The following is a 26,128-nucleotide window of genomic DNA, read 5'->3' as shown; positions in this document are numbered from 1 at the left end:
GCTTTCACCGCCGCACGCCTTCTTGTGACGATCAGTCGATCGGCGCAGTCGGAGAGCCAAGACGCCCCTGCCGACTAAAAAGAAAAATCATATCGAGTTATGTATACCTGACTTCTGAACTCCACAAATGACGGGAGCCTTTCTTTTCTACTCCTCGATTGCGGCATTGTTGTGCCTGCCGGTCACGGGATGATCCGACGCCGGCGCAGATCGCGGAAGATGGCGAAGACCATGGCCTCGGTGTCGACCGTGTCATGGAAACCGAAGAGGCGCGACTTGGTGGTGTCGCCGAACATGTCGTAGTCGAGGCCGAAGATGAAATCGGCGAAGCGCCAGGACGACACGTCGCGATACGGGGTCGGCGCCAGCCCGTGCTTCGCGATCATCGACCGCCACAGCGGCTCCTTGTCCGCCATCATGGTGTCGAGCGGCATCGGCAGCGGCGGCGCCACCTCGAGATCGAAGAACCGGGCCAGGCGCGGCCACAGGTCGGTCCAGCGGAACAGGTCGCCATTGGCGATGTTGAAGGCCTGGCCGGCGGCGCGCGGGTCGGTCGCGGCCCAGACCGTGGCCCGGGCCAGCAGGCCGGAATCGGTCATCTGCAGCAGCTTGTCATAGGCGCCCGGCTTGCCCGGGAACCGGAACGGCACGCCCAGCTCCTTCGCCATCGAGGCATAGACGGCGATGGCGACGGCCAGGTTCATCGGGTTGCCCAGCGCGGTGCCGCCGACCACCGCCGGCCGGATCGCCGACCAGCCCCAGCCGCGCATAGCGGCGCGCTCCCGCAGCCAGGCCAGCTGGTCGATCATGAATTCCGGCGGTATCGGGCCAGGGTCGTCCTCCCGCGCCGGGGTCTTGAACGGGCCGAGATGGCCGCCATAGACCTTGTAGCCCTGCATCAGGCTGACGTGCTGCAGCCCCGGCGCCTCGGCCGCCTCGACCGCATTGACCAGCATGGCCAGGTTCGGCGGCACCAGCTCGGCCCAGCTCGGCCGGTCCTGGAAGGCGGCGTAGAAGATGTGGGTGACCTCGCCTAGGCTACCCAGCTTGTCGCGGGCATCGGCGGGGTCGAGCAGGTCGACCGCGATATGCCGAACGCGGCCCGTGGCCTCGCCGCCGCGGCGCGACAGGCCGATCACCTGCCAATCCTCCAGCGCCGCCAGATGCTCCACCAGGTTGCGGCCGATCACCCCCTGGGCCCCGACCACCAGCGCCGTCTTCCGGTCCATCGCTCTCTCCAAGCCACTGTCCTGGCCTAGAGATCATTCATTCCGGATGGGTTGAGTAGACTGCCAAATCCACTATCATCCATAAGCAGTGCTTTGAGATAATCATCCCATGGATCGCTTCACCACCATGGCCACCTTCGTCCGGGTGGCGCAGCTCGGCAGCCTGTCGGCGGCGGCGCGGGATCTCGGCCTGACCCAGCCGGCGGTCAGCCAGCAGGTGGCGGCGCTGGAGCGGCGGTTGGGCGTGCGCCTGCTGAACCGCAGCACCCGCCGCCTGGCCCTGACCGAGGCCGGCGAGCGTTACCACGCCCAGGCCCGGCGCATCCTGGAGGCCGTCGCCGAAGCCGAGGACGGGCTGGCCGAGACGTCCGACACCCTGACCGGCGGCCTGCGCGTGCATGTGCCGGCCGGGCTGGGCCAAGCGCATCTGGCGCCGATCCTGATCGGCTTCCAGCGGCGCCACCCGGAGCTGTCGGTCGAGCTGATCGCTGATGACCGTTATGCCGACCTGATCGGTGAGGGCGTCGACGTCGCCATCCGCCTCGGCGCCCTGGCTTCGCCCGGCCTGGTGGCGCGCCGGCTGGCGACGCTGCGGAGAATCCTGGTCGCTTCACCGGACTACGTCGCCGCCCATGGCAGCCCGGAGAGGCCGGAGGAACTGGCGCGCCACCCGCATGTCCGCTTCAGCTGGGCCGCGGCCGGCGACGCGGTGCCGCTGTTCGGCCCGGAGGGGCCGCTGGAGGTGCGAATACGCTCGCGCTTCCTGGCCAACAACGCCTTCGTGCTGATCGAGGCGATCCGCGCCGGCATCGGCATCGGCGGCGCCCAGTTGCCGCTGGTGCAGCCGCTGCTCGACCACGGCGCGCTGGTGCGGGTGATGCCGGACTACGCCTACGCTCCACTGGAGGTGCATGCGGTCTACCCCTCCGGCCGCTTCGTGCCGCGCCGGGTCCGCGCTTTCGTCGATCACCTGGTCGCCGCTCTGCCGGCCATTCCGGGGCTGGACCGGGACTAAGCTTAGGGTGTAGCCGGTCGATCTGGCCTTGCCGCCCCTGCCTCGGCTTTGAAATGATCCCGAAAAGCGCGGCGCGAGGCCATGGACGTCTCTGACAAATCGGCAGCCGATGCAGCCGGAGAACAAGCCTCACCGGGACGGCCCGCCTCGCTGCCGCGCCGGGCCATGGTGCTGGCCGCGCTGCTGGCCGGGTGTGTGATCGTCTACGCTCTCACGCTGGCCTGGATCGATGTGTCGACCGCGCCGGTTGAAACCGAATTCGGCGCCTCGGCCGACGGCGCCAGGGTCAGGCTCTACCTGCAGCCGGTTCAGGTCGATCCGGTCAACGATTCTCTCCAGATGCGGATCAGCATGACACCTGATTCGTCCCTGGTGGATGCGGCGTCGACGACTGCTGATCGCGATTTCCTGATCCGGATCACGCGTGGCAAGCAGACCGAGCATGTGCATATCGGGGCTGGTCAGCCTCTCCCCGAAGTCACCTTCGAATTCGATCTCGATGATGGAACCGTTCGCGATTATCCCCTCGACCGGTATGTATCGGCCATGACGCTGGCGGCAAGCGAACGAAGTCCGGACGGCACCGAGGCGCCGCTGCCGATCCGTGTCACGGTCTGGGAGGGTCTCCTCGGCTACACCGTAAAGGCGCAGCAGGCGGCGGCACAAACCGTCGACGAACTGCAGCTCCAATTCGCGGTCCGCCGCACGGGGGCGGTCGCGTTCTTCGGCATCGCGATCTATGGCGCCATCATTGTCATGGCGCTCTGCGCCCTGGTCATCGGCAGCCTGGTGTTCATCGGCGTGCGGAGGATCGAGGTCACGCTCGTCGGCGCGCTCGGCGCCGTGATCTTTGCGCTGCCGGCGCTGCGCATGGCGTTGCCGGGCGCGCCGCCGCTGGGTGTCCGGCTCGACGTCCTCGTCTTCTTCTGGGCCGAGCTCGGCGCCGTCATCGCGCTTTGCCTGTTCGTCGCGGCCTGGGCACGCCGCGGCGCCCGGCCCTGAACCGTCGATCTCGGCGACGCAGGGTCGCTACATCGACCGGCCGTCGAACTGATGCACCGGCACCGCCGCGAGGTCGATACCCTCGAGGCAGCGGATATTGATATAGGCCGACCGCTCGATCCCCGGCGCGACATCCTCGGCGAAGACATGGATGCCGCAGTTCCGGCAGAAGCGATGCTGGATGGCGTGCCGGTTGAACAGGTAGGTGCCGAGATCCACCGGCGCCGCCTGCACATGCAGGCCGAGATGCGGCACCGCCCAGAGCAGCGCGCCCTTGCGGGCACAGATCGAGCAGTTGCAGGCCACGGCGCCGTCCAGCTCGCCCTCGACCTCGAAGGCGACGCGGCCGCAATGGCAGCTTCCCTTGTACAGCATGATCCCTCCCCATTGATCGGGCCGACGCCAGCTCCGAGTCGAAGCCCCGAAGCGGTAAAACGGCATGGCAGCCGGCACCCGGCCAAGCTTGCCCGGCCAGGCATGGTGACAAATGTAGAACAGATCCCTTGCCCTGTCCGCCGCACCAGGCCCGCCCAGGGCTTGGAGGAATGTCCCGAGGAACGCCGATGTCCACCGCTGTCGACCGGTCGAAGCGACCGTTCATCATCGCCTCGATCATGCTGGCGACCTTCATGGTCGCGATCGAGGCGACGATCGTCGCCACCGCGATGCCCCGCATCGTCGGCGAGCTGGGCGGCTTCACCTATTACAGCTGGGTGTTCTCGGCCTTCCTGCTGGCGCAATCCACCACCACCGTCATCTACGGCAAGATGTCGGATGTGTTCGGCCGCAAGCCGGTCCTGGTCGGCGGCACGGCGCTGTTCCTGGTCGGGTCGGTGCTGTGCGGCTTCGCCTGGTCGATGGGGTCGCTGATCCTGTTCCGGCTGCTGCAGGGGCTGGGCGCCGGCGCGATCACGCCGGTGACCATGACCGTGATCGGCGACCTGTACAAGCTGGAGGAGCGCGGCCGGGCGCAGGGCATGATGGCCAGCGTCTGGGCCACCTCCGCCGTCATCGGCCCGCTGGCGGGCGGCGTCATCGTCGACACCCTGTCCTGGGCCTGGATCTTCTGGATCAACCTGCCCTTCGGCGTGCTGACCATCCTGGGCTTCGTGCTGTTCCTGAAGGAGCGGATCGAACCGCGCAAGGTGAAGATCGACTATACCGGCGCCGCGCTGTTCTCCATCGCCATCGTGTCGCTGCTGGTGATCCTGACCGAGACCGACGGCAATGGCTGGCTCCTGGGCGGGCTGGCGCTCCTGTTCCTGATCGCGGGCTGGCTGTTCCTGTGGCAGGAGCGGCGGGCGCCGGAGCCGATCATCTCGCTCGAGCTGTGGGGCCGCCGGCTGGTCGCGACCAGCAACATCGCCACCCTGCTGGCCGGCATGGCGCTGATCGGCCTGACCACCATCCTGCCGGTCTATGTCCAGGGCGTGCTGGGCCGGTCGCCGATCACCGCCGGCTTCACCCTGAGCATGCTGGTGTTCGGCTGGCCGCTGGCGGTGATGCTGTCGCAGCGGCTGTACCGCGCCTTCGGCGTGCGCCGCACCCTGCGGGTCGGCAGCCTGCTGTTCCCGGTCGGCGCCAGCTTCCTGCTGGTTCTGACGCCGCAGACCCACCCCGTGGTGGCCGGCGCCGGCGCCTTCATCATGGGCTTCGGCATGGGGCTGATCAGCCTGACCACCATCGCCGTGGTGCAGGACAGCGTCGAATGGTCGATGCGCGGCAGCGCCACGGCATCGATCATCTTCGCCCGCAACCTGGGCAGCACCATCGGCGCCACCGCGCTCGGCGCCATCCTGAACATCGGCATCGCTCATTTCGGCAGCGGCGCGCTGGCGGCGAGCGTGCATGACGTGCTGAACCAGCCGGCGGGCCTGGCCGAGCTGGCCGCCAACCCCTCGGTCCGCGGCGTCTTCGACCAGGCGTTGCACTGGACCTTTCTGGGCGTGGTGGCGATGGCGGTGCTGACCTTCGTCACCATCTGGCTGATCCCGATCGCGCCGCGGCCGGCCGGTGCGAGGCCGCAGGAGGTGGAGATCGAGGCGGCGGCGGAGCCCGGCCCGGCTGCCGCCGGCCACTGAGTTTGATCGCAAGAACCGGGCCGACTGCCCCCTGCTCGGGGAGTATGATCCGGCCCATGAGCGAGCATCTCTACACCCTGTTCGAGACCGCCATCGGCCCCTGCGGCATCGCCTGGGGACCGCGCGGCATCACCGGCGTGCAACTGCCGGGGTCCAGCCCGGAGAAGACGCGGATGCGCCTCCTCCGCCGCTGCCCCGGTGCCGAGGAAGGCGTGCCCCCACCCGAGATCGCCCGGGTGATCGAGCGCATCGGCGCCCTGCTGCGCGGCGAGCGCATCGACCTGTCCGACGTTCCGGTCGACCTCGGCCGCGTGCCGGAGTTCGAGCGCCGGGTCTATGCCGTGGCCCGCGCCATCCCGCCGGGGTCGACCATGACCTATGGCGAGATCGCCAGGCGTCTGGGCGACCCGCTGCTGGCCCGCGATGTCGGCCAGGCGATGGGGCACAACCCGTTCCCGATCGTGGTGCCCTGCCACCGGGTGCTGGCGGCCGGTGGCAAGCCCGGCGGCTTCTCCGCCCCCGGCGGGGTCGACACCAAGCTGCGCATGCTGCGGATCGAAGGCGCCGCGGCCGCCGCCCAGGCCTCGCTGTTCGACTGACGAGCCTTGCCCGGCGCGGCGGGCGCGCGCAGACTCGGCGCATGCCCGCCGACCAGATCCTGCAGCGCCCGTTGATGGCGGTCTATGACTACCGGTGCAGCGCCGGGCCGGGCGACCGCCCGTTCGCCGAGCTGCACACCGGCCATTCCCTCTCCTATGTCCGGCGCGGCAGCTTCGGCTGCCGCCAGCTGGGCCGGGCCGACGAGCTGGTGGCCGGGTCGGTTCTGGTCGGCCATCCGGGCGACGAGTTCACCTGCAGCCACGACCATCACCACGGCGGCGACGAGTGCCTGTCCTTCGAGCTGGCCCCGGCACTGGTCGAGGCGATCGGCGACGACCGTGCCGCCTGGCGTGCCGGGGCGATGCCGCCGCTGCCCGGGCTGATGGTGCTGGGCGAGCTGGCCCAGGCCACTGCCGAGGGGCGCAGTGACCTGGGGCTGGACGAGGTCGGCATCGCCTTCACCGCCCGCTTCGTGGCGCTGGTGACCGGGCGCGAGGTGCGGCCGGCCGAGCCGGCGGCGCGCGACCGCCGCCGGGCGGTGGAGGCGGCGCTGTGGATCGACGCCAACGCCGACCAGCCGGTCGACCTGGACGGGGCGGCGCGGACCGTCGGCCTGAGCCCGTTCCATTTCCTGCGGATCTTCGCCCGCAGCCTGGGCGTCACCCCGCACCAGTACCTGGTCCGCGCCCGGCTGCGCCGCGCCGCCCGCCTGCTGGCGGAGGACACGCGGCCGGTGACCGACATCGCTTATGATGTCGGCTTCGGCGACCTGTCGAACTTCGTGCGCAGCTTCCACCGTGCCGCCGGCGTCTCGCCGCAGCGGTTTCGGAAGGCGGCGAGGGGCGACCGCAAGATCTTCCAAGAAAGGCTGGCCCCGATCGCCGCAGCATGACCTCCGGCTCACGACGGAGGTTCTGCGATGTATGACCATGTCGGCCTGAAGGTCCGCGATCTCGACGTCAGTGTGCGCTTCTACGAGGCGGTTCTGGCCCCGCTCGGCCATGGGGTGTGCTCCCGCGGCGACGCCGATGCCGGCCTCGGCCCGGCCGGGGCGCCGGCGCTGTGGCTGTACCGCTCCAGGGCAGCAGGCGCGGGGACCCATGTCGCCTTCCGCGCACCGGACCGTGCGGCGGTCGACCGCTTCCATGCGCTCGGGCTGGCCGTCGGCGGCCGCGACAACGGCGCGCCGGGGCCGCGGGCCGATTACAGCCCGACCTACTACGCCGCCTTCCTGATCGACCCGGACGGCAACAATATCGAGGCGGTGTGGCTGGGGTGATGGGCGGATGGGCCGGGGCCGCCAAAAGCGGCATTCCTAAGGAGCCGCCTCGCCCCTTTTTATCCTCCCCCTCCCCTTGCGGGAGGGGGCTAGGGGGAGGGGTATGATGCCGCAGAGCCGAGGTCGAGGATCGCAGCGAACGGACGAGACTCCCGGCCCCCGATGCCCGATTCCGTCATCGACAGCCCCTCCCCCTACCCCCTCCCGCGAGGGGAGGGGGAGAGTAGAAGGGCGGAATCGTACAATCTGGTTGGCAGCCCTCCTACGACGCTCCCAGCGTCTTCAGATAGGCGATGATGTCGGCGCGGTCCTGCGGGTTGGCGATGGCGCCGGCCGCCATCTTGGTGCCCGGCACGGCCTTGTTAGGCGCCGTCAGGAAGGTGTCGAGCGTGGTCTCGTCCCAGGGCTTGGCGTAGGCGACCATGGCCTTGGAATAGGTGTAGCCGGCCACCGTGCCGGCGGTGCGGCCGAACACGCCGGACAGATGCGGGCCCATCTTGTTCTGCTCGGTCACCGTGTGACAGGCGCTGCAGCGCGAGAACAGCGTCTGGCCCCGCGCCGCATCGCCATCGGCCAGGGCCGGCGACACAACGCCAGCGGTCAGCAGGGCCGCGAGGGCCCACTGCATCAGCTTCATCTTTCTTCCTCTTCCTTCGGAGCCCGGACTTCGTCCGGAATTGTGCCGGCGGGAGCCATGGCCCCCGCCGGACATCAGCGTGTCACGACGACGACTTCAGCAGATCCGTGTCGAACGGCAGGCTGCGCAGGCGCTTGCCGGTGGCGGCGAAGATCGCGTTCGCCACTGCCGGGGAGACGGCAGCGGTCGCGGTCTCGCCGATGCCGCCGGGGGCCTCGGCGCTCTTGATCAGATGGGTCTCGACCAAGGGCACCTCGTCGATCCGCATCGGCAGGTAGGTGTCGAAATTGCCCTGCTCCACCCGTCCGTTCGCGAAGGTGATGTTGCCGTGCAGCGCCGCGGTCAGGCCGAAGAGCGACCCACCCTGGACCTGGGCCTCGATCGTGTCCGGGTTGATCGCCAGGCCGCAATCGACGGCGCAGACCAGGCGATGAACCTTGATCGAGCCGTCGCCGGCCACCTCGACCTCCGCCACCATCGCGACATAGCTGCCGAAGGCGAACTGCACCATGACGCCGCGGCCATGGCCCTTTGGCATCGGCGAGCCCCAGCCCGCCTTCTCCGCCGCCAGGGTCAGCGCCGCCAGGGCCCGCGGATTGTGGCCCAGCAGGGACTTGCGGTAGGCGACCGGGTCCTGCTTGGCCGCCGCCGCCAGCTCGTCGATGAAGCTTTCGACCACGAAGACGTTGTGGGTCGGCCCGACCCCGCGCCACCACGACGTCGGCACGCCCTGCGGCTCGACCCGGACATATTCGACGCGGATCGCCGGGAAAGCATAGGGTGGCTCGGCCGCGGCCTCGACCGCGTCGGCGTCGACCCCGTCCTTGAAGCCTGCCGGGAAGTAGCGCGCCATGATCGAGGAGCCGGCGATGCGGTGCGTCCAGGCCACCGGCCTGCCCTGCGCGTCCAGCCCCGCGGAGAACCGGTCGTAGTAATACGGTCGGTACATGTCGTGCTGGATGTCCTCCTCGCGGCTGTAGACCACTTTCACCGGGCCGTCGACCTGCTTCGCCACCGCCACAGCGCGGGCGATGCCGTCGACCTCGAGCCGCCGGCCGAAGCCGCCGCCGATCAGGTGGTTGTGGACCTGCACCTTCTCCTTCGGCAGGCCGGCGACCTCCGCGGCCACCGCCTGGGCCAGGGTCGGCACTTGGGTGCCGACCCAGATCTCGCAGCTGTCCTTCTGCACATGGACCGTGCAGTTCATCGGCTCCATCGCCGCATGCGCCAGGAACGGCACCTGGTAGATCGCCTCCAGCCGCTGCGCCGCGCCGGCCAGGGCCTTCTCGGTGTCGCCCTCGTTGCGGGCCACCGCCCCCGGCTTCTTCGACTCCTCCTCCAGCTGGCGGATCAGGTCGGCGCTGTTCACAGTGGCGTTCGGGCCGTCATCCCACTGGATCGCCGCGGCCTCGAGCCCCTTCTTGGCGGCGCCCATATGGTCGGCGACCACGGCCACGGATTCGTCGGTCTTGACCACCTGGCGGACGCCCTTGACCGCCATCGCCGCGGCTTCGTCCACCGATTTCGGCTTGCCACCGGTGACCGGCGAGATCGCAATCGCGGCAATCTTCATGCCCGGCAGCTTCGTGTCGATGCCGAACTCGGCCGTGCCGTTCACCTTGCCGGGCGAGTCCAGCCGCTTGGCCGGCTTGCCGATGATGGTGAAGTCCTTCGGGTCCTTCAGCGCCACGGTCTTCGGGTCCGGCGCCGGCAGCGCCGCGGCGGCGTCGGCCAGTTCGCCATAGCCGAGCGACCGCTTGCCGTCGGTGACCTTGCCGAGCTGCGCCTTGAGAGTCGACGGGTCGACGCCCCATTGCTTGGCCGCGGCGGCGATCAGCAGCGTGCGCGCCACCGCGCCGGCCTCGCGCAGCGGTGTCCAGAAGCCGCGGACCGAGGTCGAGCCGCCGGTGAGCTGGGCGCCAATCAGCGGATTGCCATACAGCGCGTCGCTGGGTGGCGAATGCTCGATCCGGACCTGGTCGAGCCCGACCTCCAGTTCCTCCGCCAGCAGCATGGCCTCAGCGGTGTAGATCCCCTGCCCCATCTCGGCCGACGGCATCACCAGCGTGACCAGCCCCTGGGGATCGATGCGGATGAAGGCGTTGGGCGCGAAGCCTGCCGCCTCGGCCGCTGCCAGGGCGGGCCGCAGCGCGGAGGGCAGGGCCACGGTGAGGGCCAGGCCGCCGCCGACAGCGGCGCCGACCTTGAGGAAGCCGCGGCGGTCGAGCCGGGAGTTCAGCGAACCATCAGGCATGATCTGTCCCTCCCTCAGGCCGCGGCTTTGTGAATCGCGGCGCGGATCCGCTGATAGGTGCCGCAGCGGCAGACATTGCCGGACATGGCGGCGTCGATGTCGTCATCGGTCGGCTTCGGCGTCTCGGCCAGCAGGGCGGCGGCCGACATGATCTGGCCGGACTGGCAGTAGCCGCACTGCACCACCTCAAGCTCCAGCCAGGCCGCCTGCAGGGCCTTGCCCTGCGGCGTCTCGCCGACCGCCTCGATGGTAGTGACGGCGCTGTCGCCGACGCTGTCGACCGGGGTCTGGCAGGAGCGGACGGCCTGGCCGTCGACATGCACGGTGCAGGCGCCGCACAGGGCCACGCCGCAGCCGAATTTGGTGCCGGTCATGCCGAGCACGTCACGCAGCACCCACAACAGCGGGGTGTCGCCGTCGACATCGACATCGTGGGGGGTGCCGTTGATCTTCAACGTGAAAGCCATGGCTGCCTCTCGGGTGGCTGGGGCTGACGCCGCCGCCGACCACGCCGGTCGGCTGGCGCTCTTCGATACGATCTGCGAGTTTTTCGAAGCTCGGCTGCGCGATCGGCCGGCCATGCATGGCCCGGCACCGCGCCCGACTCCTGATTCTCGCGCAGCTTAGAACGAAACGGGACGGAAACGCAGCGAAACATCGCGGCCTGCGACCATTGAAGTAGCCGGCGCCCCGCACATCTCATCAGCATGAGCCCGCTGATCCGCCTGGCGCTCGCCGCCGGCCTCGTCGTCGCGGCTGCCCCCGCCGCCACGGCGCCCACGATGGCGCAATGCATCGTCGACCCCGGCCAGATCGGCAGCCCCTGCACCGGCGGCGTCGGGTCGCCGGCGATCACCCGCGGCCAGCGACCGGCCCCCCTGGAGATCACGCCGCCCGGGCAGACCCGAGCACCGCAGCTGGCGCCGTTCCGGGCACAGCCGGTGCCGGCGCCGCGCCAGGCGGAGAGCCTGAGCCGCAAGGCGCCGAGCAACCCGCTGCTGCCGCTGCCCTCGGCCGGCACGGCCTATCGCTGCGTGACGATGGTCGGCAGCTGCCCGATCCCGGGCGGCTCCATCCCGAGCACCGCCTGCACCTGCGAGGGCGGCACCACCGGCACCGCCCGGTGACTTGAGGACGACCGGATGCGCGTGGCGCTGGTGCTGAACGGGTCCGCCGGCGCTTTGCTGGGCCGGACCCCAGAGGCCATCGCGGCGCGGCTGGAGCAGATCCTGGCCGAGACCGGGACCGAGGGCCGTGTGACCGTGGCCGAGGGCGACGAGCTGTGCCGGGCGCTGGACGCCGCCATCGCGTCGGACGCCGAGGCGATCCTGGTCGGCGGCGGCGACGGCACCATCATCGCCGCGGCCGAGCGGCTGCTGCCGGAAAGCCGGGCCGGCGCCGGCCGTCCCCTCGGCATCCTGCCGCTCGGCACCGCCAACCTGCTCGCCCGCGACCTTGGCATCCCGCTGTCGCCGGAGGCGGCGCTGCCGGTGCTGCTGGCCGGCGCCACCCGGCGGATCGACGTCGCCCTGGTCAACGACCGGATCTTCCTGAACAGCTCGCTGCCCGGCATCGCCCCCCGCATGGTGCAGCAACGCGAGCGGATGCGGCGCGACCCCGGGCCGCTGAAATGGCTGCGCCTGGTCCGCTTCTTCCTCCGCGGCTTCGACCGCGGGCCGCGGCTGCACGCCGTGCTGCAGGCCGACGGCCGGCCGGTGCGGCTGATCACCCGCACGCTCGCGGTCACCAACAACCCGCTGGCCGAGGGTTTCGCCGCGATCCACACCCGAACCGCGCTGGACGGCGGCACGCTGGGCATTTACGCCGCGCGGATCGACCGTCGGCTCGACCTGTGGCGGCTGATCGCCCGCATCGTCGCCGGCACCTGGCAGCACGACCCGGCCGCGGCGGCACTGGCGGCGCGCCGGGTCAACGTGATCTCGCGCCGCCCGCGGCTATGGGTCGCCAATGACGGGGAGAACCACCTCTTGGCGACACCGTTGCGCTATCGCATCCTGCCGCGTGCGCTGACCGTGCTGGTGCCGCGCGCCATTTCCGATACGCCCGACATGCCGGAGTTATGAAGAGCGTCGCCCACATCTCCGACCTGCATTTCGGCCGCACCGAGCCGGCGCTGGTCGAGGCCCTGCTGGCCGAGCTGAAGGCGCTCAAGCCCTCGGTCATCGCCGTGTCCGGCGACCTGACCCAGGATGCGCACAGCGCCGAATTCGCCGCCGCGCGGGATTTCCTGGACCGGCTGCCGGCGCCCTACATCGTGGTGCCGGGCAACCACGACATCCCGCGGCACAACCTGCTGTCGCGCTTCACCAAGCCGTTCTCGCGCTACCGCCGCTTCATCACCCCGGACACGGCACCGCTGCTGGTCCAGGACGGCATCGTGCTGATCGGCGTCAACACCGCCCGGCGGCTGGTGGCGCATTGGAACTGGTCGCATGGCTCGATCAGCCTGGAGCAGATCGAGCGGGTGCGCGAGACGCTGCGCGCCCTGCCGCGCGGCATGCTGAAGATCGTGGTGGCGCATCACCCGTTCCTGCCGCCGCCCGACGCGCCGGAGACCAAGCTGATCGGGCGGGCCGAGACGGCGCTGCGCTTCTTCGCCACCGCCGGGGTCGACCTGATCCTGACCGGGCATCTGCACCGGGGCTTCTACGGCGAGGTCACCACCCATCACGGCCGGGTGCGGCGGCCGATCCTGGTGGCGCAGGCAGCGACCGCGACCTCGAGCCGGCGGCGCAACGAGCCGAACGCCTATAACCGCATCCTGGTCGACGGCGACCGGCTGACGCTGGAGCCGCGGCGCTGGGACGGCGCCGGCTTCGTGCCGATGCCGGTGCACAGCTTCGAGAAGGTGAAGGGCCGCTGGGCGGCGGTGGCGACGGAGTGAGCGGGATTGAAGTCGGACGGTGGCCAGGGGAGACGCTGGATATCACCATCCTCGGCAGAAGGTGGCTTGCCCCACTGACAGATCCTGCGTTACTCTTCCCAAAAATCTGTATATATTTGAAGCACAGATAGCCAATATATCGGATTTTTCGACGCTGGAGCAATTGCGGCACCAGTACACGTCGTGAGGAATGATGCGACAACCTCGCGACATCGCGATCGGCAAATTTAGCCGCGCGCGATTTGTTTTCGACTTGAAAATTCTTCCGGCAGATAGAGAGGAAACATTATGGCATTTCTACTATCTCGCGGCGGCGACAACGTCGCTGCAGAAGTGCAGCGGTGGCAGTATTTCCTTTTGAGAAGAGGGATAACGCAGGTCGGGCGCGTCGATGCGGACTTCGGCTCGAAGACCGAGGAGGCGACTAAAATTTTTCAGCTCCAGGCACAACTGCCCATCAATGGAGAACTTGACAGCACTACTTTGGCGGTCGCCAAAAATTATGGATATACGATACTTAATTCTAGCTATTATTCTTCGAAGAATTCTCAATCCTGGCCACCCCCACCTACCGGTCTATCTTCGCCATCTTCAGCCTGGAGAAACACCAAGTTCGGCTGCTTCAAGTTTTCGCAGAAAGCGGTCCAGTTCCGGGATCGGGTCGAGCGGATCGTGATCCACGGGAACTGCGACGGCACCGTGAATGATTGGCCCCACGCCAACATCATCGATCTGCCGTCAACCGCCTTCTCGCACGCCGACGGATTCAGGGGGTATTTCCGCATCCACCGACAGGCCAAGGAGCCTTTGGAAGAGCTTCTTCTCCAATGGAAGAACGCGGATCTGCTTCACCTGGTCATCAGCTTCGCAGGCGCTTTCGACCCCCGGTACATCTTCGGCCACAATCCAGGCGACGGGCCCCAGCCCGTCAAGAAAAGCTCCAATGCTAGCAAACTCAGCAATCACGCCTTCGGCTCGGCCTTCGACGTGAATGCGACCCAGAACTGGATCGGCGATGTTCCGGCGATCTGCGGCGACAAAGGCGCGGTCAGGGAGTTGGTCGCCGCGGCGAATGCGGCCGGCTTCTATTGGGGCGGTCACTTTGGCGGCGGTCGTATCGACGGCATGCACTTCGAGTTGGCCCAGTAGACACTGAACGGCACGGAAGCGGCCGGGCGCCTCACACAATCGTAGCGCCCGGGGCGCCCGGCCAGGCCAGCAGGCCGGACAGGCGCAGCAGAGCCCGCTCCAGCCCCGCCCGGTCGGGCACGCCGCCTAGCGACAGCCGTACCGCCCGGGGCGGCGCACCGGCGACATCGAACGCGTCGGCCGGCACCACCAGGAGACCCGATTCCCGAGCGGCCGCGGTGAAGGCCACCGCCGTCCAGCCCTCCGGCAGGGCCAGCCAAAGGTGGTTGCCGTCCGGATCGGCGGCGACCGCACCCGCCGGCAGCGTCGCGGCCGCCAAGCGCTGCCGGCCCCGGTTCTCCGCCCTGATCGCCGCCGTCAGGTCGTCGAGCGTTCCGTCGCCGATCCAGCGCGTGGCCAGGCCGGCGGTCAGCGGCGAGGCCATCAGGCTGATCGCGCGCAGCCCCGCGGTCAGCGGCAGCGCCGCCCGGGCGTCGGGTGCCGCGACATAGGCGACGCGCAGCGCCGGCGTGGCGCATTTCGACAGCGAGGCGACGTGCCAGGCGATCTCCGGCGCCAGGGCGGCAAGGGGCGGCGGCGCAGCCTCCGGCAGCGCGCCATAGGCGTCGTCCTCGATGATCGCGATGCCGTGCCGGCGGGCGGTGGCCACGATCGCCTGCCGCCGCTCCAGGGGCAGCGTCGCCGTGGTCGGGCTGGCGACGGTCGGGATGATGTAGAGCGCCTTGGGCGGGCTGGTCCGGCACAGCGCGGCGAAGGCATCGGGGTCGAGGCCGTCGCCGTCCTGCGCCAGGCCGGCCAGGCGCAGCCCGAGATGGGCGGCGATCGCCCGCATGCCGGGATAGGTCAGGCCTGCGCAGGCCAGGGTGTCGCCGCGGTCGAGCAGCAGGTCGAGCAGGGCGAACAGCGCGCTCTGCGCCCCCGCCGCGACCACCACCCGGTCCTCCGCCATCGCGCCGAGGCGGCGGCCGAGCCAGCCGGCGGCAGCGGCGCGGTCGCCGGCCGTACCGCCGCTGGACTGGTAGCCGAGGCTGGCGGCGCCATCCGGCCCGGCCAGCAACGCCGCCAAGCCCTGAGCCACCCGGTCGCCCAGCCCCGGCGGCCGCGGCGGCACGTTCATGCTGAGGTCGAAGCCATCCGCGGTCGTCGCCGGCGCCGTGGCGGCGGGAACGCCGCGGACGAAGCTGCCGCTGCCGGTGCGCCCTTCGACCAGCCCCATACGCTTCAGCTCGGTGTAGGCGCGGGTCACCGTGGTCAGGTCGACCCCGAGCTGCGCCGCCAACTGTCGCTGCGCCGGCAGGCGGGTGCCGGGAAGCATCGCGCCGGAGCGGATCCCGTCGGCCAATTGGGCGACGATCGAGCGATATTTCGACATGGATCAGCGGCTGCGTCGGTTCATCGCATGACCATACACTTGACCATAATGTATGGCAATACTACGTTGATGCCCATACAATCGACCGCAGCCACCCCGCGGCCTGCCACAGGGGAATCACCATGGCCACCTACCCGACGCTGAAGCCCTTCCAGGTCGGCATCCGGGCACGCTGCCCGCGCTGCGGCAAGGGCCATCTGTTCCGGGGCTTCCTGACCCTGGCGCCGCGCTGCGACGTCTGCGGCCTGGATTACGGCTTCGCCGACCCGGCGGACGGCCCGGCCTTCTTCGTCATCTCGATCGTCAGCTTCCCGGTGATCGCCTTCGCCGCCTGGCTGGAGCTGGCCTATGAGCCGCCCATGTGGGTGCATCTCCTGACCTCAGTGCCGCTGCTGATCGGCGGCTGCCTGGCCCTGCTGCGGCCGCTGAAGGGCTGGCTGGTCGCCGCCCAGTACATCAACGATGCGCGGGAGGGCCGGCTGGCCGGCAAGGGCGAGGACTGACGGCCACGGTGCTCGCGCGAGCCCGGCCGCCTCCTGTACCGTGGCTCCGACCCGAAGGCGGAAGCACCGCTCGGCAGGAGTAGACGCGACGTGTTTTCGATGAACTCGTTCGAGGGGATGCGGGTGCTGTCGCTGGTGCGTGACGGCGACTACGCCCATGCTGGCGAAGAAGAGGCCATCGAGCTCGCCATGCGGCCGTTCGAGAAGAGGCCCGACCAGATCATCGTCGACGCCGGATGCGGGCGGGGCGGCACGGCGCATTACCTGCAGGCGAGGGGCTGGGGGAAGGTGGTCGGCTTCGACATCGAGCCCGCCTCGATCGCCACGGCCCGGAGGACCTATCCCGGCGTGGAATTCCATGTCTGCGATGTCGGTGAGGCCGACCGGACCGTTGGCACCAGGGCCGACATCCTGTGCATGTTCAACGCCTACTACTGCTTTCCGGACCAGGTCCGGGCACTCCGGACCTTGAGGCATATTGCAACGGATCGCACCCGGATGATGATCTTCGACCACGTCAACCGCGGCAGCTACGACCCGCATGCCTTGATGGACGCCGGACGACCGTTTCTGCCGAGCCCTCCCCTGCTGTCCCGGATTCCCGATGTGCTGGACTCCGCCGGATGGCGGGTCACCGACGTGGAGGAGGCGCACGACTCCTACGTCAGATGGTACGCCGCCCTGGTATCGAAGATCGAGGCGAAGCGATCCGACATCCTCGCTCTGGCGGGTGCGGCCGGCTACGGCCATGTCCTGTCGCTCTATCGCGGGCTGCTGCAGGCCGCGACCCAGAACAGCCTGGGCGCAGCCTTCATCCGCGCGGTGCCCAAAGGGTAGGATCCGGGCACCGGAGTCGCCCTTCATCCGCCCATGAAGCCCGCCGCGACGCGGGCGCCGCCGACGCCGCCGCCGATCACGATGGTGAGCACGACGCGGATCAGCGTGTCGACCTGGTGCCGCACGATCGCCTTCTTGCGCGACCGGTCGCCCTCGATCTTCTCGACCAGGCCCTCGAACATATCGGAGAGATTCTTCTTGAACGCCGGCTGGCTGTGCCGGCCCTGCACGAACAGGCGGATCTCCTCCTCCATCCTGGTCTTGACGAAGGGCAGCAGGTTGGCCAGATGGCCGCTCTTCTCGCCGTGGTAGCGCAGCTGGGTCAGGTCGCCGTCATGGTCGCGCGAGGTCAGCAGCCGGGCGACCTCGGCGAAGGCGGCGTCGGTCCTGGCCTTCAGGTCCTTGGTCCGCTGCTCGAACGACCCCCAGTCGCTGGTGATGCCGCTATAGGCGATCACGGTCTTGGCCTGCGCCGCCAGCCCATTGGCGGTGCCGGTCGGCTTGATCGGGATCTCGCCATACAGCTGGTTGGCGTTCGGCGACCAGTCGAAATCGGCCCAATACCGGCCCTTCGGCCCCATCACCTCGATGATGTAGGTGGTGGTGCTGGGCCCTGCGTCGCCGACCAGGCCGAGATCGGTGATCTGCCGGATCTTGGCGTGCTTCCATTCGTCGACGGCGACGGCCTTGGCGGGATCGAAGCGCGTCTCCACCGGCTCGTAATGCTTCGGGATCGCCGGCAGCACGGGCGCCGCCCCGCCGGAACCGGCGTCCGGGTCGGCCATGGAGAACACGGGCGGGTGGCGGATTCCGGCGGCCGGCGGCGGCACATCGGCGGCGGCGATGGCCGGGCCCATGGCTGCCGCCGCAGCGGGGCTGGGCGGGGCTCGGTCCAGCGCCGTGGTCGCCGCCGCGGCGGCCAGAAGCTGCCGATTCCGGTCGGCCACGTTGGCGGGCACGCCATCGATCACGACCTGGACGATGGCCGCCTGGGCGGCCTTGGCGTCGATCTCGTCGAGGCCGCCGCCGGCGGCATCGTGATGGGCCGTCATCAGGCGCCCCGCGACCTCGGCGTCGTCCTCATCCGCCCCGGCCAGGGCGGCGAGATGGGCGGCTTCGGCCGCGCGCTCCGCCCGCACCGGATCGTCGGCGCTGCGCATCGCCGCCGCAGCGGCCTTGGCCGCGGCGACCGCGGCATGCTGTCGGCCCGGCGCCGCCTTGTGGGCCGCCTCCAGCGCCTTGGCCGCCGCGGCGATGCGCGGCCCGGCATCGCCGGAAACCGCCGCCAGCTCGCGATCCGCAGCCTGGGCCTGCTGCCCCTGCCGGCGCAGGGCCGCGGCCAGCCCGCCCTGCTTCTGCCGCTCATATTCCAGCGACGCCTGGATCGCCGCCTGGTCCGGCCCGGGGGACGCCTTGGCCAGATCCGCCTCGAGCGCCGCGATCCTGACCTCGACGCGCCCCAACTCGTCCCGCGTCTTCGCCACCTGGGCAGACAGATCCTCGGCCTGTGTCCGGACCAGGGCGACCCGCTTCTCCGCTGCCCGCGCGGCGACCGCGGCCAGCCCCTCCGCCGGGACCTTCTTCTCGATCAGCAGCTCGCGGGCGGCGGCGTTGATCGCGCTCAGCTCCGGCCCCAGGGCTTGGCGATCCTGCGCCGCCACCTGGGCCTGCGCGGCCGCCAGCCCAGCGCCGGCCATGGCATGGGCCGCGACCGTGACCGCGGTCCGCCATTCCCTTGCCGTCGGCACGTCGGTGCCCGCCAGCAGCCCGTGCATCCAGGGATCCGGCAGCCCGCCAGCGGCCGCGCCGGCGTAGGTCGCAGCGATCGCCGCCGGCCGGTCGTCCAGATACTCGGCCATCCCGGCGAGGTTGCGAGCGGCATCGACGGCGGTCTCGACCGGCAGGCCGGCACGCTGGGCGGCTCCGGCGGCGGCGCCGGCCGCGGCATAGGTCGGGGCCGCGGCCGGGCCCAGATCCCTCTTCGCCTCCAGCGGCAGGCCGTTCGCCAGGGCGACCGCGGCCTCCACCGAGGCGCCGGCCTGCAGCGCGTTGACGGCCGCCGCCTCGGCGATCTGCCGCCCCGGTCCGGCGCCCCAAATCTGCCCGATCCGGCGCAGCACCTCGGTGGCGAAGGGGTCCGACCGCGCCGGCCCGTCGATCAGCTCGACCGCGTCGCCCCGGCCGAGATCGGCGTTGACCAGGCGATAGCGGTCGGCGGAAGGGTCCGGTCCGATGACGCGCTCGACCAGCACCGGCGCGGATGTCTCGCTGGCCTTGCCCCGGATCATGACCTTGCCGACGCAACATTCGCGCGACCCGATCTGGCGGAAGCCGGGCTGGAACGGCGCGACGTTCAGGGCGTCGAACCCATCGCCGGCCAGCCATGCGGCCGAGGCCGGGATCGCCCGGCCTCCGCCGACGCCCCAGCGGCCCTGCGGCTGCTTGTACAGCTCGACCGCGGTGTCCAGCGACAGGTCGGTCTTCACCGGGTGGAACGTCTCCTGCCCGTCGTCCTTGCCGTTGCCGCGGGACCGGCGCTCGGCGACCACCTCGACGGGCGCCGGCCCGCCGACATCGAGCGATCCAGCGAAGAAGGTCCGGGTCCCGACCGCGATCTCGGTCCGGCCGTTCCCGGTCGTCCGCTTCTGGACGAAGGGATCCAGCGGGTCGCCGGCCTTGGCGCTGGTCCGGACGATGGCCGTGGTCAGCCTGTTCACATACAGGGCCATCGCGGCCCCGGGAATTCGCGACTTCTTCTTCATGGGCTCCCCAATAGCGGGTCCGCTTCAGCGGACACGTTTCCGCACATCCGCCGTGATCGGCAGGGCTGCGAGGAATTGATCAAGATCCGGGAGGACGATCGGCCTCGGCCGAGACTGTCCTGCTTAGACATCGTCAAGCGATGTCAGCACCTGAAATCCTAGGTAATAGGACGAACTTCAGATGCCTAATGCGGTAACGGCATCATGGTATGCAGGCGAATACGATCCGGGCCGGGAACCAGCCTCCCGTCAGCGTTCCGCGGCCAGTTGTTCGCGGATGCGGTCCGGCCCGCCGGCCGTGCGCCGCGCGAAGGGCCGGTCGGGGTCGATCACGCGCCAGAACGGCGCGCTGCCGTTCTGGCTGATCCGCACCAGGTGGCGCTGCGTGGTGACCGGGCAGCAGGCATCGGCCCCATGCCGTGCCGCGAGCGCCCGCCGCAATTCGGCGAGATCCGACAGCCGGCCGGGCGGCGCCGCCCGCAGCGCGTCGGCGACCATCCCCTCGCTCGGGATCAGCATGCTCTGCGTCTGGCTTCGGCCCTTGCGGCGCGATTTGATGACCGGCTTCTCATCCATGGCTCACCTCCGGAACGGGTCTCTCCGAAGGACGAACAGGGGCGCCGGACTCCGACAGTGCGGGATCAGCCGGTCCGGCCGAGCCAGGGATCCGGCCCCGGATCGCGCCCGCCGCCGGCAACGGCCAAGCGGTCGAGGTAGTGGCCCCAGCCCTCGGCATGGCCGGCGCATTGCTCGGCATTGGGCAGGCCGGTGTGGGTCATCTTCAGCAGCGTGCCGTCCGGCTGCTCGACCAGATCGATCTCGACCAGGCTCGACCCCGGCGGCACCGCCTCGCTGCCGTCCCAGCCGAAGCTGTAGGACAGCCGATGCACCGGCACCACCTCGCGGAAGGCGCCGCGGGCGAAGCGGGCGCCGGTGACGTTGACCAGGTACAGGCCGCCGGGCTGCGGGTCGAGCTGCGCCTCGGTGCCCATCCAGCGCAGGATCTGCTCCGGGTCGGTCAGCAGCGCGAACACCGCGGCGGGCGGTGCCGGGACATGGGTTTCGCGGTGGACGACGAGGGCGTCTGGCATCGGTCTCTCCACGGTTGCCACTGGCCGCGGCGATCAGCCTTTCGGCGCGTCACAGGCCTGCACGTCGGGGCCGGGGTCGAGGTCCGCGACCACGGCCGCCAGCCGGTCGAGGTAGTGCGCCCAGCCCTTGGCATGGGCCGGCACGGCCGAAGGCGGCAGGCCGCTATGGGTCATCCGCATCAGCGTGCCGTCCGGCTGCTCGATCAGGTCGATTTCGATCTCGCTCGACTCCGGCGGGACCTCCTCATTGCCCTCCCAGCCGAAGCTGTAGACCAGGCGGTGCACCGGCACCACCTCGCGGAAGGCGCCCCGCACCTTGTCCTTGCCGTTGACGTCGAGCAGGTACAGGCCGCCGGGCTGCGGCTCCAGCGTCGCCGAGATGCCCATCCAGCGCAGCAGCTTCTGCGGGTCGGTCAGGAAGGCGAAGATGGTGGCGGGCGGCGCCGGGATCCGCATCTCGCGCCGGAAGACGGTCGGCTCGTCCATGGGCTTGCCCTGCCATCCAATCCTGGAAGGCCGGTAAAATAACACGGCCCGGACGGAGTTCGCCACCCAGGACGGGTGACAGCCCCGGGGCCGCGGCGGCATGATCGCGGCATGGATCTTCCCGCGCCCCTCGCCTGGCTGCTGGACGAAGCCGGCGCATCGCCCGGGCCCGACCGCTTCCTGGCCGAGCTCGGCGGCCGGCTGCTGGCCGACGGGCTGCCGCTGGCCGGCATCGCCCTGACCCTGGCGGTGCCGCACCCCATCGTCGCCCGCCGCACCTGGTTGTGGCGGGCCGGGACCGGGGCGGTGATCGAGGCGCTGGGCTTCGCCGGCATGCCGCTGGCGGCGGCCGGACCGCCCGGGCGGGGCGGCCGCGACTGGCTGTCGGGGCTGGGACCGGGACCGGTGCAGGAGCAGACCGCCGGGCCGGCGGTGCTGGCCTGGGCCGGGATCCGGCCGTTCGACCCCGACGAGGCCGGCCGGCTGCGCCAGGCCGCGCGCTTCGCCGCGGCGCCGCTCTCCGCCCTGGCCTCGCGGGCGGCGCTGGCGGCCCTGCTGGAGGCCTATCTCGGCCGGCGCAGCGCCGCCCGGGTCCAGGCCGGCGCGCTGCGCCGCGGCGGCGGGGAGACCATCCGCGCCGCCCTGCTGTGCGCCGATCTGCGCGACTTCACCGCCCTGTCCGAGACGATGGCGCCGGCCGAGGTGATCGCGACGCTCGATGCCTGGTTCGACCGCATCGCCGGGGCGGTGCACGCCTTCGGAGGCGAGGTGCTGAAATTCATGGGCGACGGGCTGCTGGCGATCTTCCCGGTCACCGGCGCCCCGGCCGAGGCCTACGAAGCCCGTGAAGCCTGCGAGGCGGCGCTGCGCGCGGTCGCCGCCGCCCGTGCCGGCATGGCCCATCTCGACGCCACGCGGCAGGCCCGGGGCCTGCCGCCGCTGCCCTTCGGGGCGGCGCTGCATGTGGGCGAGATGATGTGGGGCAATATCGGCGCCGCCGACCGGCTGGACTTCACCGCCATCGGCCCGGCGGTCAACCTGGTCAGCCGGCTGGAGGGGCTGTGCCGGCCGCTTGGCCGGGCCGTGCTGATCTCCGGTGCGCTCGCCGCCGAGACCAGGGCAGCGCTGGTGCCGCTGGGCGAGCATCCGCTGCGCGGCATCGCGGCGCCCTGCGCCGTCTTCACCCTGCCGGATGCGTGACGGCAGGCCGGGGTTGCGACCGCGAACCCGGCCTGCGTCCCGCCGGCCTTACGACGCCTTGCGCAGATGGCCGTCCTTGACCAGCATCTCGGCGATCTGAACCGCGTTCAGCGCCGCGCCCTTGCGAAGGTTGTCGGCGACCACCCAGAAGGACAGGCCGTTCTCGACCGTGGAATCCTCGCGGATGCGGCTGACGAAGACCTGGTCCTCGCCGGCGCATTCGACCGGGGTGACATAGCCCTCATCCTGCCGGTGGTCGACCACCGCGATGCCTGGCGACCGCTTCAGCGCGGCCCGCGCCTCGGCGGCCGAGATCGGGTTCTCGCACTCGATGTTGACCATCTCGGAATGGCCGATGAAGACCGGCACCCGCACGCAATGGGCGACGACCTTGATCGCGGGGTCGAGGATCTTCTTGGTCTCGACCATCATCTTCCACTCCTCCTTCGTCGACCCGTCATCCATGAAGCTGTCGATGTGCGGGATGACGTTGAAGGCGATCTGCTTGGTGAACTTCTCCTTCACGATCGGGTCGTTCACGTAGACGGCGCGGGTCTGGTTGAACAGCTCGTCCATCGCCTCCTTGCCGCCGCCGGAGACGGACTGGTAGGTCGAGACCACGACGCGGCGGATCTTGGCCAGCGCGTGCAGCGGCCGCAGCGCCACCACCAGCTGGATGGTGGAGCAGTTCGGGTTGGCGATGATGCCCTTGCGGCTGAACTGGGCGATCGCCTGCGGGTTCACCTCGGGCACCACCAGCGGCACGTCCGGGTCCATGCGGAAATGCGAGGTGTTGTCGATCACCACCGCCCCGGCCTTGGCCGCGCGCGGGCTGTGCACCGCCGAGATCTTGGCGCCCGGCGAGGACAGCACGATGTCGATGCCCTTGAAGTCGAACTTGGCGAGGTCCTGCACGTCGAGGACGTCGTCCTCGCCGAAGGAGACCTGGCGCCCGACCGAGCGCTCCGACGCCAGGGCGACGACCTTGTCGACCGGGAACTCCCGCTCGGCGAGGATGGAAAGCATCTCGCGACCGACATTGCCGGTGGCTCCGATGACCGCGACCCGATAGCCCATATCCGTAATCCGGCTGTTCGATTGCTGAAAGGGATGCACTCGGTAGAATGTATGCCGATCCGGGCGCAAGGACACAGCCATGCGAATCATGCGCGGCGATCATGCCGCCAGGGGACGGCTGGCGGCTGGACAAGGGAGGAACGGAGATGGCCGAGAGGCTGCCGAGCTATTCCGCCTTCTGGCCCTATTACCTGCGCGAGCACGCCAGGCCGCTGACCCGGGCGCTGCATTTCACCGGCACCAGCCTGGCGCTGCTGTGCCTGCTCCTGCTGATCGTCACCGGCAACTGGTGGTGGCTGCCGGCGGCGCTGGTCTCGGGCTACCTCTTCGCCTGGATCGGCCATTTCTTCGTCGAGCACAACCGCCCGGCCACCTTCACCCACCCGCTGTGGTCGCTGCTCAGCGACTTCCGCATGTACGGGCTGTGGGTGTCCGGCCGGCTGGGGGACGAGCTGCGCCGGGCGGGGGTGCAGCCTTAGGCGCATCGTTCGGAGATTGGATGGGACAGCCGCTCGCGAACCCTTTGCGACCATGGTCATAGGATTGTCATGACGAAAGTTAGCTTTTGGTTTGGGCCTTGCGTTGCCATTCTGATCGCGGCCAACCCCAGCCGGGGCGGCCCCCTAGCCGATCCACTAATAAAATCTCCAAGCGAATCGCTGGAGGTATACTTGCAGTTGGATAAGCCGGACTACGACGCGATCGCTGCCAAGCAACTGGCGATGAATGCTCAAACATGGAGAATATTGCTCGCGCAGGGCGTAACGGAGCAAACAAGTCTCAAGCTCGATTTCACTTTCACGGCGCCAACCAGGGAAGCCGCCGACGGATTGATTTCGCTATTGAAAGAAGAGACTGACTATGAGCTCCGGTCTCCACAGCCGGCGGGATCGTCACGGGAGGGAGATTGGCTCGTCTCCGGCTCTACTCAGGCGACCACAATTTCTCTTGAGATCCTTGATCAATGGGTAATCTGGATGATCGTTGCCGGCAACCGCGGCAACGGTTGCGTCTTTGACGGCTGGGGAGCAGAAATCCCAAATTAGGCCGGAGAGTTATGAAAGCAGAAAGACAGCTTCCCGCCCGAAGCCAACATTGCGGCGTGACTGCCACGCATGAAAAGCCCGCCGCCGGCCCCCCGGCGACGGGCTCGATCCGAAGGGTCGGAGGCTTTTAGAACCGATACCGCAGCCCCAAGGCCACGATATCGACGCTGCTGCTGTTGTCGGCGCTGTAGGACACATCCGTCTGCAGCGACGTGCCGGTGTAGAAGTCACGCTCGGCGTCCATCTTCCGCGCATCGATGAAGACATGGGTGTAGGCGAAGTCGACCGACATGTTCTCCATGACGTCGTAGCTGAGCCCGGCCGACAGCCAGTAGCGGTCGCCGTCCGGCGTGCGGCTGGAGCGGTAGCCGGCCTTGGTCGGCGTCGGGTCGTACTGGAAGCCGGCGCGCAGCGTCAGGTCGTCGTTCCAGTAATATTCCCCGCCGAGCGAGAACCCGACCGTGTCCTGATAGCGCTGCTCGTTCACCAGGTCGTCGCCGCCGTCGGCGCGCTTGACCCGGATCTCCTTGAACGACGACCAGCCGTACCAGGTGACGCCGCCCAGCAGCGCGATCTGCGGCGTGATCTCCTGGCGGACGCCGAAGCTGAGGATTGGCGGCAGGTTCAGCTTGGCCCGGCCGCCGGTGGCGAAATCGGCCGTCGCCGGCAGCCCCGGCAGTGGCGGGAAGTCGATGCCGTCGAGCTTCGCCCGCCCGTCCAGCATGTGGTCGACGCCGGAGCGGAAATGGACGCCGAGCCGGGTCCCCTCGACCGGCTGGACGATGGCGCCGATGTTGTAGCCCACAGCCCAGCTTTCGCCCTTGATCGACAGGTCGCCGTCGTCGGAGAAGGCCGGCAGCAGCGCGCCGACCGGGTTCGGCACCTTGCTCTCGAGCTTGGCAAAGGCATAGGAGATGTCGATGCCGCCGCCGATCGACAGCCAGTCGTTTACGCGATAGGCGACGGTGGGCGAGAAGTTGTAGACGAACAACTGCGTCTTGGTGGCGTCGTAGCGGCCGAACCAGTTGCCATTGTACTCGCTCTCCAGCCCGAAGGGAGCGCCGAGGCCGAAGCCGACCCACAGGCGGTTGTCGGTCGACGGCACCGGCAAAGCGACATAGCCGTGCGGCACCAGCGTCGGGTCGTAAGGGTTGTTGCTCCGGTTCTCGCCGGAGACGGCGCGCGGCCCCGGGTTGAAGACGCCGGCCGGCGTGCGCAGGGCCGGGTAGTCGATGGTCGAGCCGTCATCGGTCAGCTTGGAATCCGGGATCAGCAGGCTGCCGCCGAACTGGATCTCGCCCTGCTTCAGGAAGCCCATGCCGGCCGGGTTGAAATAGACGGTGCTGGCGTCGTCGGCCGCGGCGGCGGAGCCGGCGAAGGCGCGGCCGAGGCCGGTCACGCTCTGCTCCTGGATATAGAAGCCGGCAGCATTTGCCGCCCCGGCCCCGAGCCCAGCCCCGGCGGACATCGCCGCCACCCCCAACGCCAGACGCGAAATCCCCTGCTTCATCTCGGCATGTCCCCCCGGCCGTGACCGATTTGTTGCGCAATGTTGCGCTTGTAACGGTTACGTCACGCAAAGTCGGCGGCGCCGTCAAGCACT

Annotated in this window: 27 protein-coding genes; 15 read left to right on the top strand and 12 right to left on the bottom strand. The window is 69.6% G+C overall.

Annotation, left to right across the window (positions count from 1 at the left end):
• Nucleotides 1-182: 182 nt before the first annotated feature.
• On the bottom strand, nt 183-1,229 hold the full coding sequence (locus tag QFZ27_RS10960) for an SDR family oxidoreductase (protein ID WP_429226365.1): 1,047 nt from the start codon (nt 1,227-1,229) through the stop codon (nt 183-185).
• 109 nt (nt 1,230-1,338) lie between these two features.
• On the opposite strand from QFZ27_RS10960, the gene QFZ27_RS10955 reads away from it, so the two are divergent.
• Both QFZ27_RS10955 and QFZ27_RS10950 read left to right on the top strand, forming a co-directional pair.
• Complete coding sequence (locus tag QFZ27_RS10955; protein WP_429226363.1) at nt 1,339-2,244, top strand: LysR family transcriptional regulator; 906 nt, start codon at nt 1,339-1,341, stop codon at nt 2,242-2,244.
• A gap of 81 nt (nt 2,245-2,325) precedes the next feature.
• Nucleotides 2,326-3,246 carry a DUF4436 family protein gene (locus QFZ27_RS10950; RefSeq protein ID WP_429226362.1) on the top strand — a complete coding sequence of 307 codons (921 nt, stop codon included), beginning with the start codon at nt 2,326-2,328 and terminating at the stop codon, nt 3,244-3,246.
• 27 nt (nt 3,247-3,273) lie between these two features.
• On the opposite strand, the gene QFZ27_RS10945 is transcribed toward QFZ27_RS10950, so the two are convergent.
• Nucleotides 3,274-3,621 carry a GFA family protein gene (locus QFZ27_RS10945; protein WP_429226361.1) on the bottom strand — a complete coding sequence of 116 codons (348 nt, stop codon included), beginning with the start codon at nt 3,619-3,621 and terminating at the stop codon, nt 3,274-3,276.
• A gap of 188 nt (nt 3,622-3,809) precedes the next feature.
• On the opposite strand from QFZ27_RS10945, the gene QFZ27_RS10940 reads away from it, so the two are divergent.
• Genes QFZ27_RS10940 through QFZ27_RS10925 form a run of 4 tightly spaced genes read left to right on the top strand, consistent with a single transcriptional unit; the run spans nt 3,810 to nt 7,206 of the window.
• Nucleotides 3,810-5,327, top strand: a complete 1,518-nt coding sequence (locus QFZ27_RS10940) for an MDR family MFS transporter (RefSeq protein ID WP_429226359.1) — start codon at nt 3,810-3,812, stop codon at nt 5,325-5,327.
• A 56-nt stretch (nt 5,328-5,383) separates the two neighbouring features.
• Entirely contained in the window at nt 5,384-5,926 is a 543-nt protein-coding gene (locus tag QFZ27_RS10935; protein ID WP_429226358.1) for a methylated-DNA--[protein]-cysteine S-methyltransferase, read from the top strand.
• A gap of 41 nt (nt 5,927-5,967) precedes the next feature.
• The gene (locus QFZ27_RS10930; RefSeq protein ID WP_429226357.1) at nt 5,968-6,819 is read left to right on the top strand and encodes a helix-turn-helix domain-containing protein; all 852 of its coding nucleotides are present in this window, start codon (nt 5,968-5,970) and stop codon (nt 6,817-6,819) included.
• Between the two features lie 27 nt (nt 6,820-6,846).
• Nucleotides 6,847-7,206 (top strand): VOC family protein, encoded by a 360-nt coding sequence (locus tag QFZ27_RS10925; RefSeq protein ID WP_429226356.1) that lies wholly within the window; start codon nt 6,847-6,849, stop codon nt 7,204-7,206.
• Between the two features lie 262 nt (nt 7,207-7,468).
• Here QFZ27_RS10925 and QFZ27_RS10920 read toward each other — a convergent pair whose 3' ends face one another.
• The 3 genes from QFZ27_RS10920 to QFZ27_RS10910 form a co-directional block, all read right to left on the bottom strand.
• A complete protein-coding gene (locus QFZ27_RS10920; RefSeq protein WP_429226355.1) occupies nt 7,469-7,843 on the bottom strand; it encodes a c-type cytochrome in 375 nt (124 codons plus the stop codon).
• A gap of 82 nt (nt 7,844-7,925) precedes the next feature.
• On the bottom strand, nt 7,926-10,097 hold the full coding sequence (locus QFZ27_RS10915; RefSeq protein WP_429226354.1) for a xanthine dehydrogenase family protein molybdopterin-binding subunit: 2,172 nt from the start codon (nt 10,095-10,097) through the stop codon (nt 7,926-7,928).
• A 14-nt stretch (nt 10,098-10,111) separates the two neighbouring features.
• Nucleotides 10,112-10,564 (bottom strand): (2Fe-2S)-binding protein, encoded by a 453-nt coding sequence (locus QFZ27_RS10910; protein WP_429226353.1) that lies wholly within the window; start codon nt 10,562-10,564, stop codon nt 10,112-10,114.
• Nucleotides 10,565-10,804: 240 nt separating this feature from the next.
• On the opposite strand from QFZ27_RS10910, the gene QFZ27_RS10905 reads away from it, so the two are divergent.
• The 4 genes from QFZ27_RS10905 to QFZ27_RS10890 all read left to right on the top strand — a co-directional run bounded on the left by QFZ27_RS10905 (nt 10,805) and on the right by QFZ27_RS10890 (nt 14,151).
• Nucleotides 10,805-11,224 carry a hypothetical protein gene (locus tag QFZ27_RS10905; protein ID WP_429226352.1) on the top strand — a complete coding sequence of 140 codons (420 nt, stop codon included), beginning with the start codon at nt 10,805-10,807 and terminating at the stop codon, nt 11,222-11,224.
• A 15-nt stretch (nt 11,225-11,239) separates the two neighbouring features.
• On the top strand, nt 11,240-12,181 hold the full coding sequence (locus tag QFZ27_RS10900) for a diacylglycerol/lipid kinase family protein (RefSeq protein WP_429226351.1): 942 nt from the start codon (nt 11,240-11,242) through the stop codon (nt 12,179-12,181).
• Nucleotides 12,178-13,002 (top strand): metallophosphoesterase family protein, encoded by an 825-nt coding sequence (locus tag QFZ27_RS10895; RefSeq protein WP_429226350.1) that lies wholly within the window; start codon nt 12,178-12,180, stop codon nt 13,000-13,002. Before QFZ27_RS10900 ends, QFZ27_RS10895 begins: the two co-directional genes overlap by 4 nt.
• Nucleotides 13,003-13,290: 288 nt before the next feature.
• Nucleotides 13,291-14,151, top strand: coding sequence for a M15 family metallopeptidase (locus QFZ27_RS10890; RefSeq protein WP_429226349.1), 861 nt, complete (start codon nt 13,291-13,293; stop codon nt 14,149-14,151).
• A 31-nt stretch (nt 14,152-14,182) separates the two neighbouring features.
• Here QFZ27_RS10890 and QFZ27_RS10885 read toward each other — a convergent pair whose 3' ends face one another.
• Nucleotides 14,183-15,523, bottom strand: coding sequence for an aminotransferase-like domain-containing protein (locus QFZ27_RS10885; protein ID WP_429226347.1), 1,341 nt, complete (start codon nt 15,521-15,523; stop codon nt 14,183-14,185).
• A 122-nt stretch (nt 15,524-15,645) separates the two neighbouring features.
• Between QFZ27_RS10885 and QFZ27_RS10880 the strand changes: the two genes are divergently transcribed.
• Together QFZ27_RS10880 and QFZ27_RS10875 are read left to right on the top strand one after the other, a co-directional pair.
• Nucleotides 15,646-16,026, top strand: coding sequence for a DUF983 domain-containing protein (locus QFZ27_RS10880; RefSeq protein ID WP_429226346.1), 381 nt, complete (start codon nt 15,646-15,648; stop codon nt 16,024-16,026).
• Between the two features lie 123 nt (nt 16,027-16,149).
• On the top strand, nt 16,150-16,863 hold the full coding sequence (locus tag QFZ27_RS10875) for a class I SAM-dependent methyltransferase (RefSeq protein ID WP_429226345.1): 714 nt from the start codon (nt 16,150-16,152) through the stop codon (nt 16,861-16,863).
• A 23-nt stretch (nt 16,864-16,886) separates the two neighbouring features.
• Here QFZ27_RS10875 and QFZ27_RS10870 read toward each other — a convergent pair whose 3' ends face one another.
• The 4 genes from QFZ27_RS10870 to QFZ27_RS10855 form a co-directional block, all read right to left on the bottom strand.
• A complete protein-coding gene (locus QFZ27_RS10870; RefSeq protein WP_429226344.1) occupies nt 16,887-19,625 on the bottom strand; it encodes a hypothetical protein in 2,739 nt (912 codons plus the stop codon).
• A 249-nt stretch (nt 19,626-19,874) separates the two neighbouring features.
• Nucleotides 19,875-20,201, bottom strand: a complete 327-nt coding sequence (locus tag QFZ27_RS10865) for a hypothetical protein (protein ID WP_429226343.1) — start codon at nt 20,199-20,201, stop codon at nt 19,875-19,877.
• 65 nt (nt 20,202-20,266) lie between these two features.
• Nucleotides 20,267-20,716: an SRPBCC family protein gene (locus QFZ27_RS10860; RefSeq protein ID WP_429226342.1), complete on the bottom strand. Its 450-nt coding sequence runs from the start codon at nt 20,714-20,716 to the stop codon at nt 20,267-20,269.
• 33 nt (nt 20,717-20,749) lie between these two features.
• On the bottom strand, nt 20,750-21,202 hold the full coding sequence (locus QFZ27_RS10855; RefSeq protein ID WP_429226341.1) for an SRPBCC family protein: 453 nt from the start codon (nt 21,200-21,202) through the stop codon (nt 20,750-20,752).
• Nucleotides 21,203-21,313: 111 nt separating this feature from the next.
• Between QFZ27_RS10855 and QFZ27_RS10850 the strand changes: the two genes are divergently transcribed.
• Complete coding sequence (locus QFZ27_RS10850; protein ID WP_429226340.1) at nt 21,314-22,402, top strand: adenylate/guanylate cyclase domain-containing protein; 1,089 nt, start codon at nt 21,314-21,316, stop codon at nt 22,400-22,402.
• 48 nt (nt 22,403-22,450) lie between these two features.
• On the opposite strand, the gene QFZ27_RS10845 is transcribed toward QFZ27_RS10850, so the two are convergent.
• Nucleotides 22,451-23,479 carry an aspartate-semialdehyde dehydrogenase gene (locus QFZ27_RS10845; RefSeq protein ID WP_429226339.1) on the bottom strand — a complete coding sequence of 343 codons (1,029 nt, stop codon included), beginning with the start codon at nt 23,477-23,479 and terminating at the stop codon, nt 22,451-22,453.
• 146 nt (nt 23,480-23,625) lie between these two features.
• On the opposite strand from QFZ27_RS10845, the gene QFZ27_RS10840 reads away from it, so the two are divergent.
• Entirely contained in the window at nt 23,626-23,958 is a 333-nt protein-coding gene (locus QFZ27_RS10840; protein ID WP_429226338.1) for an Mpo1-like protein, read from the top strand.
• Nucleotides 23,959-24,027: 69 nt separating this feature from the next.
• Nucleotides 24,028-24,525: a hypothetical protein gene (locus tag QFZ27_RS10835; protein WP_429226337.1), complete on the top strand. Its 498-nt coding sequence runs from the start codon at nt 24,028-24,030 to the stop codon at nt 24,523-24,525.
• Between the two features lie 127 nt (nt 24,526-24,652).
• Here QFZ27_RS10835 and QFZ27_RS10830 read toward each other — a convergent pair whose 3' ends face one another.
• Complete coding sequence (locus QFZ27_RS10830) at nt 24,653-26,035, bottom strand: OmpP1/FadL family transporter (RefSeq protein WP_429226335.1); 1,383 nt, start codon at nt 26,033-26,035, stop codon at nt 24,653-24,655.
• Between the last annotated feature and the right edge of the window lie 93 nt (nt 26,036-26,128).

Origin of the sequence: Inquilinus ginsengisoli (assembly GCF_050434925.1) — a bacterium.
GTDB classification, from domain to species: domain Bacteria; phylum Pseudomonadota; class Alphaproteobacteria; order DSM-16000; family Inquilinaceae; genus Inquilinus; species Inquilinus ginsengisoli_B.
Note: the sequence above shows the minus strand (reverse complement) of the source record. Positions and strands in the feature narration are given on the sequence as shown.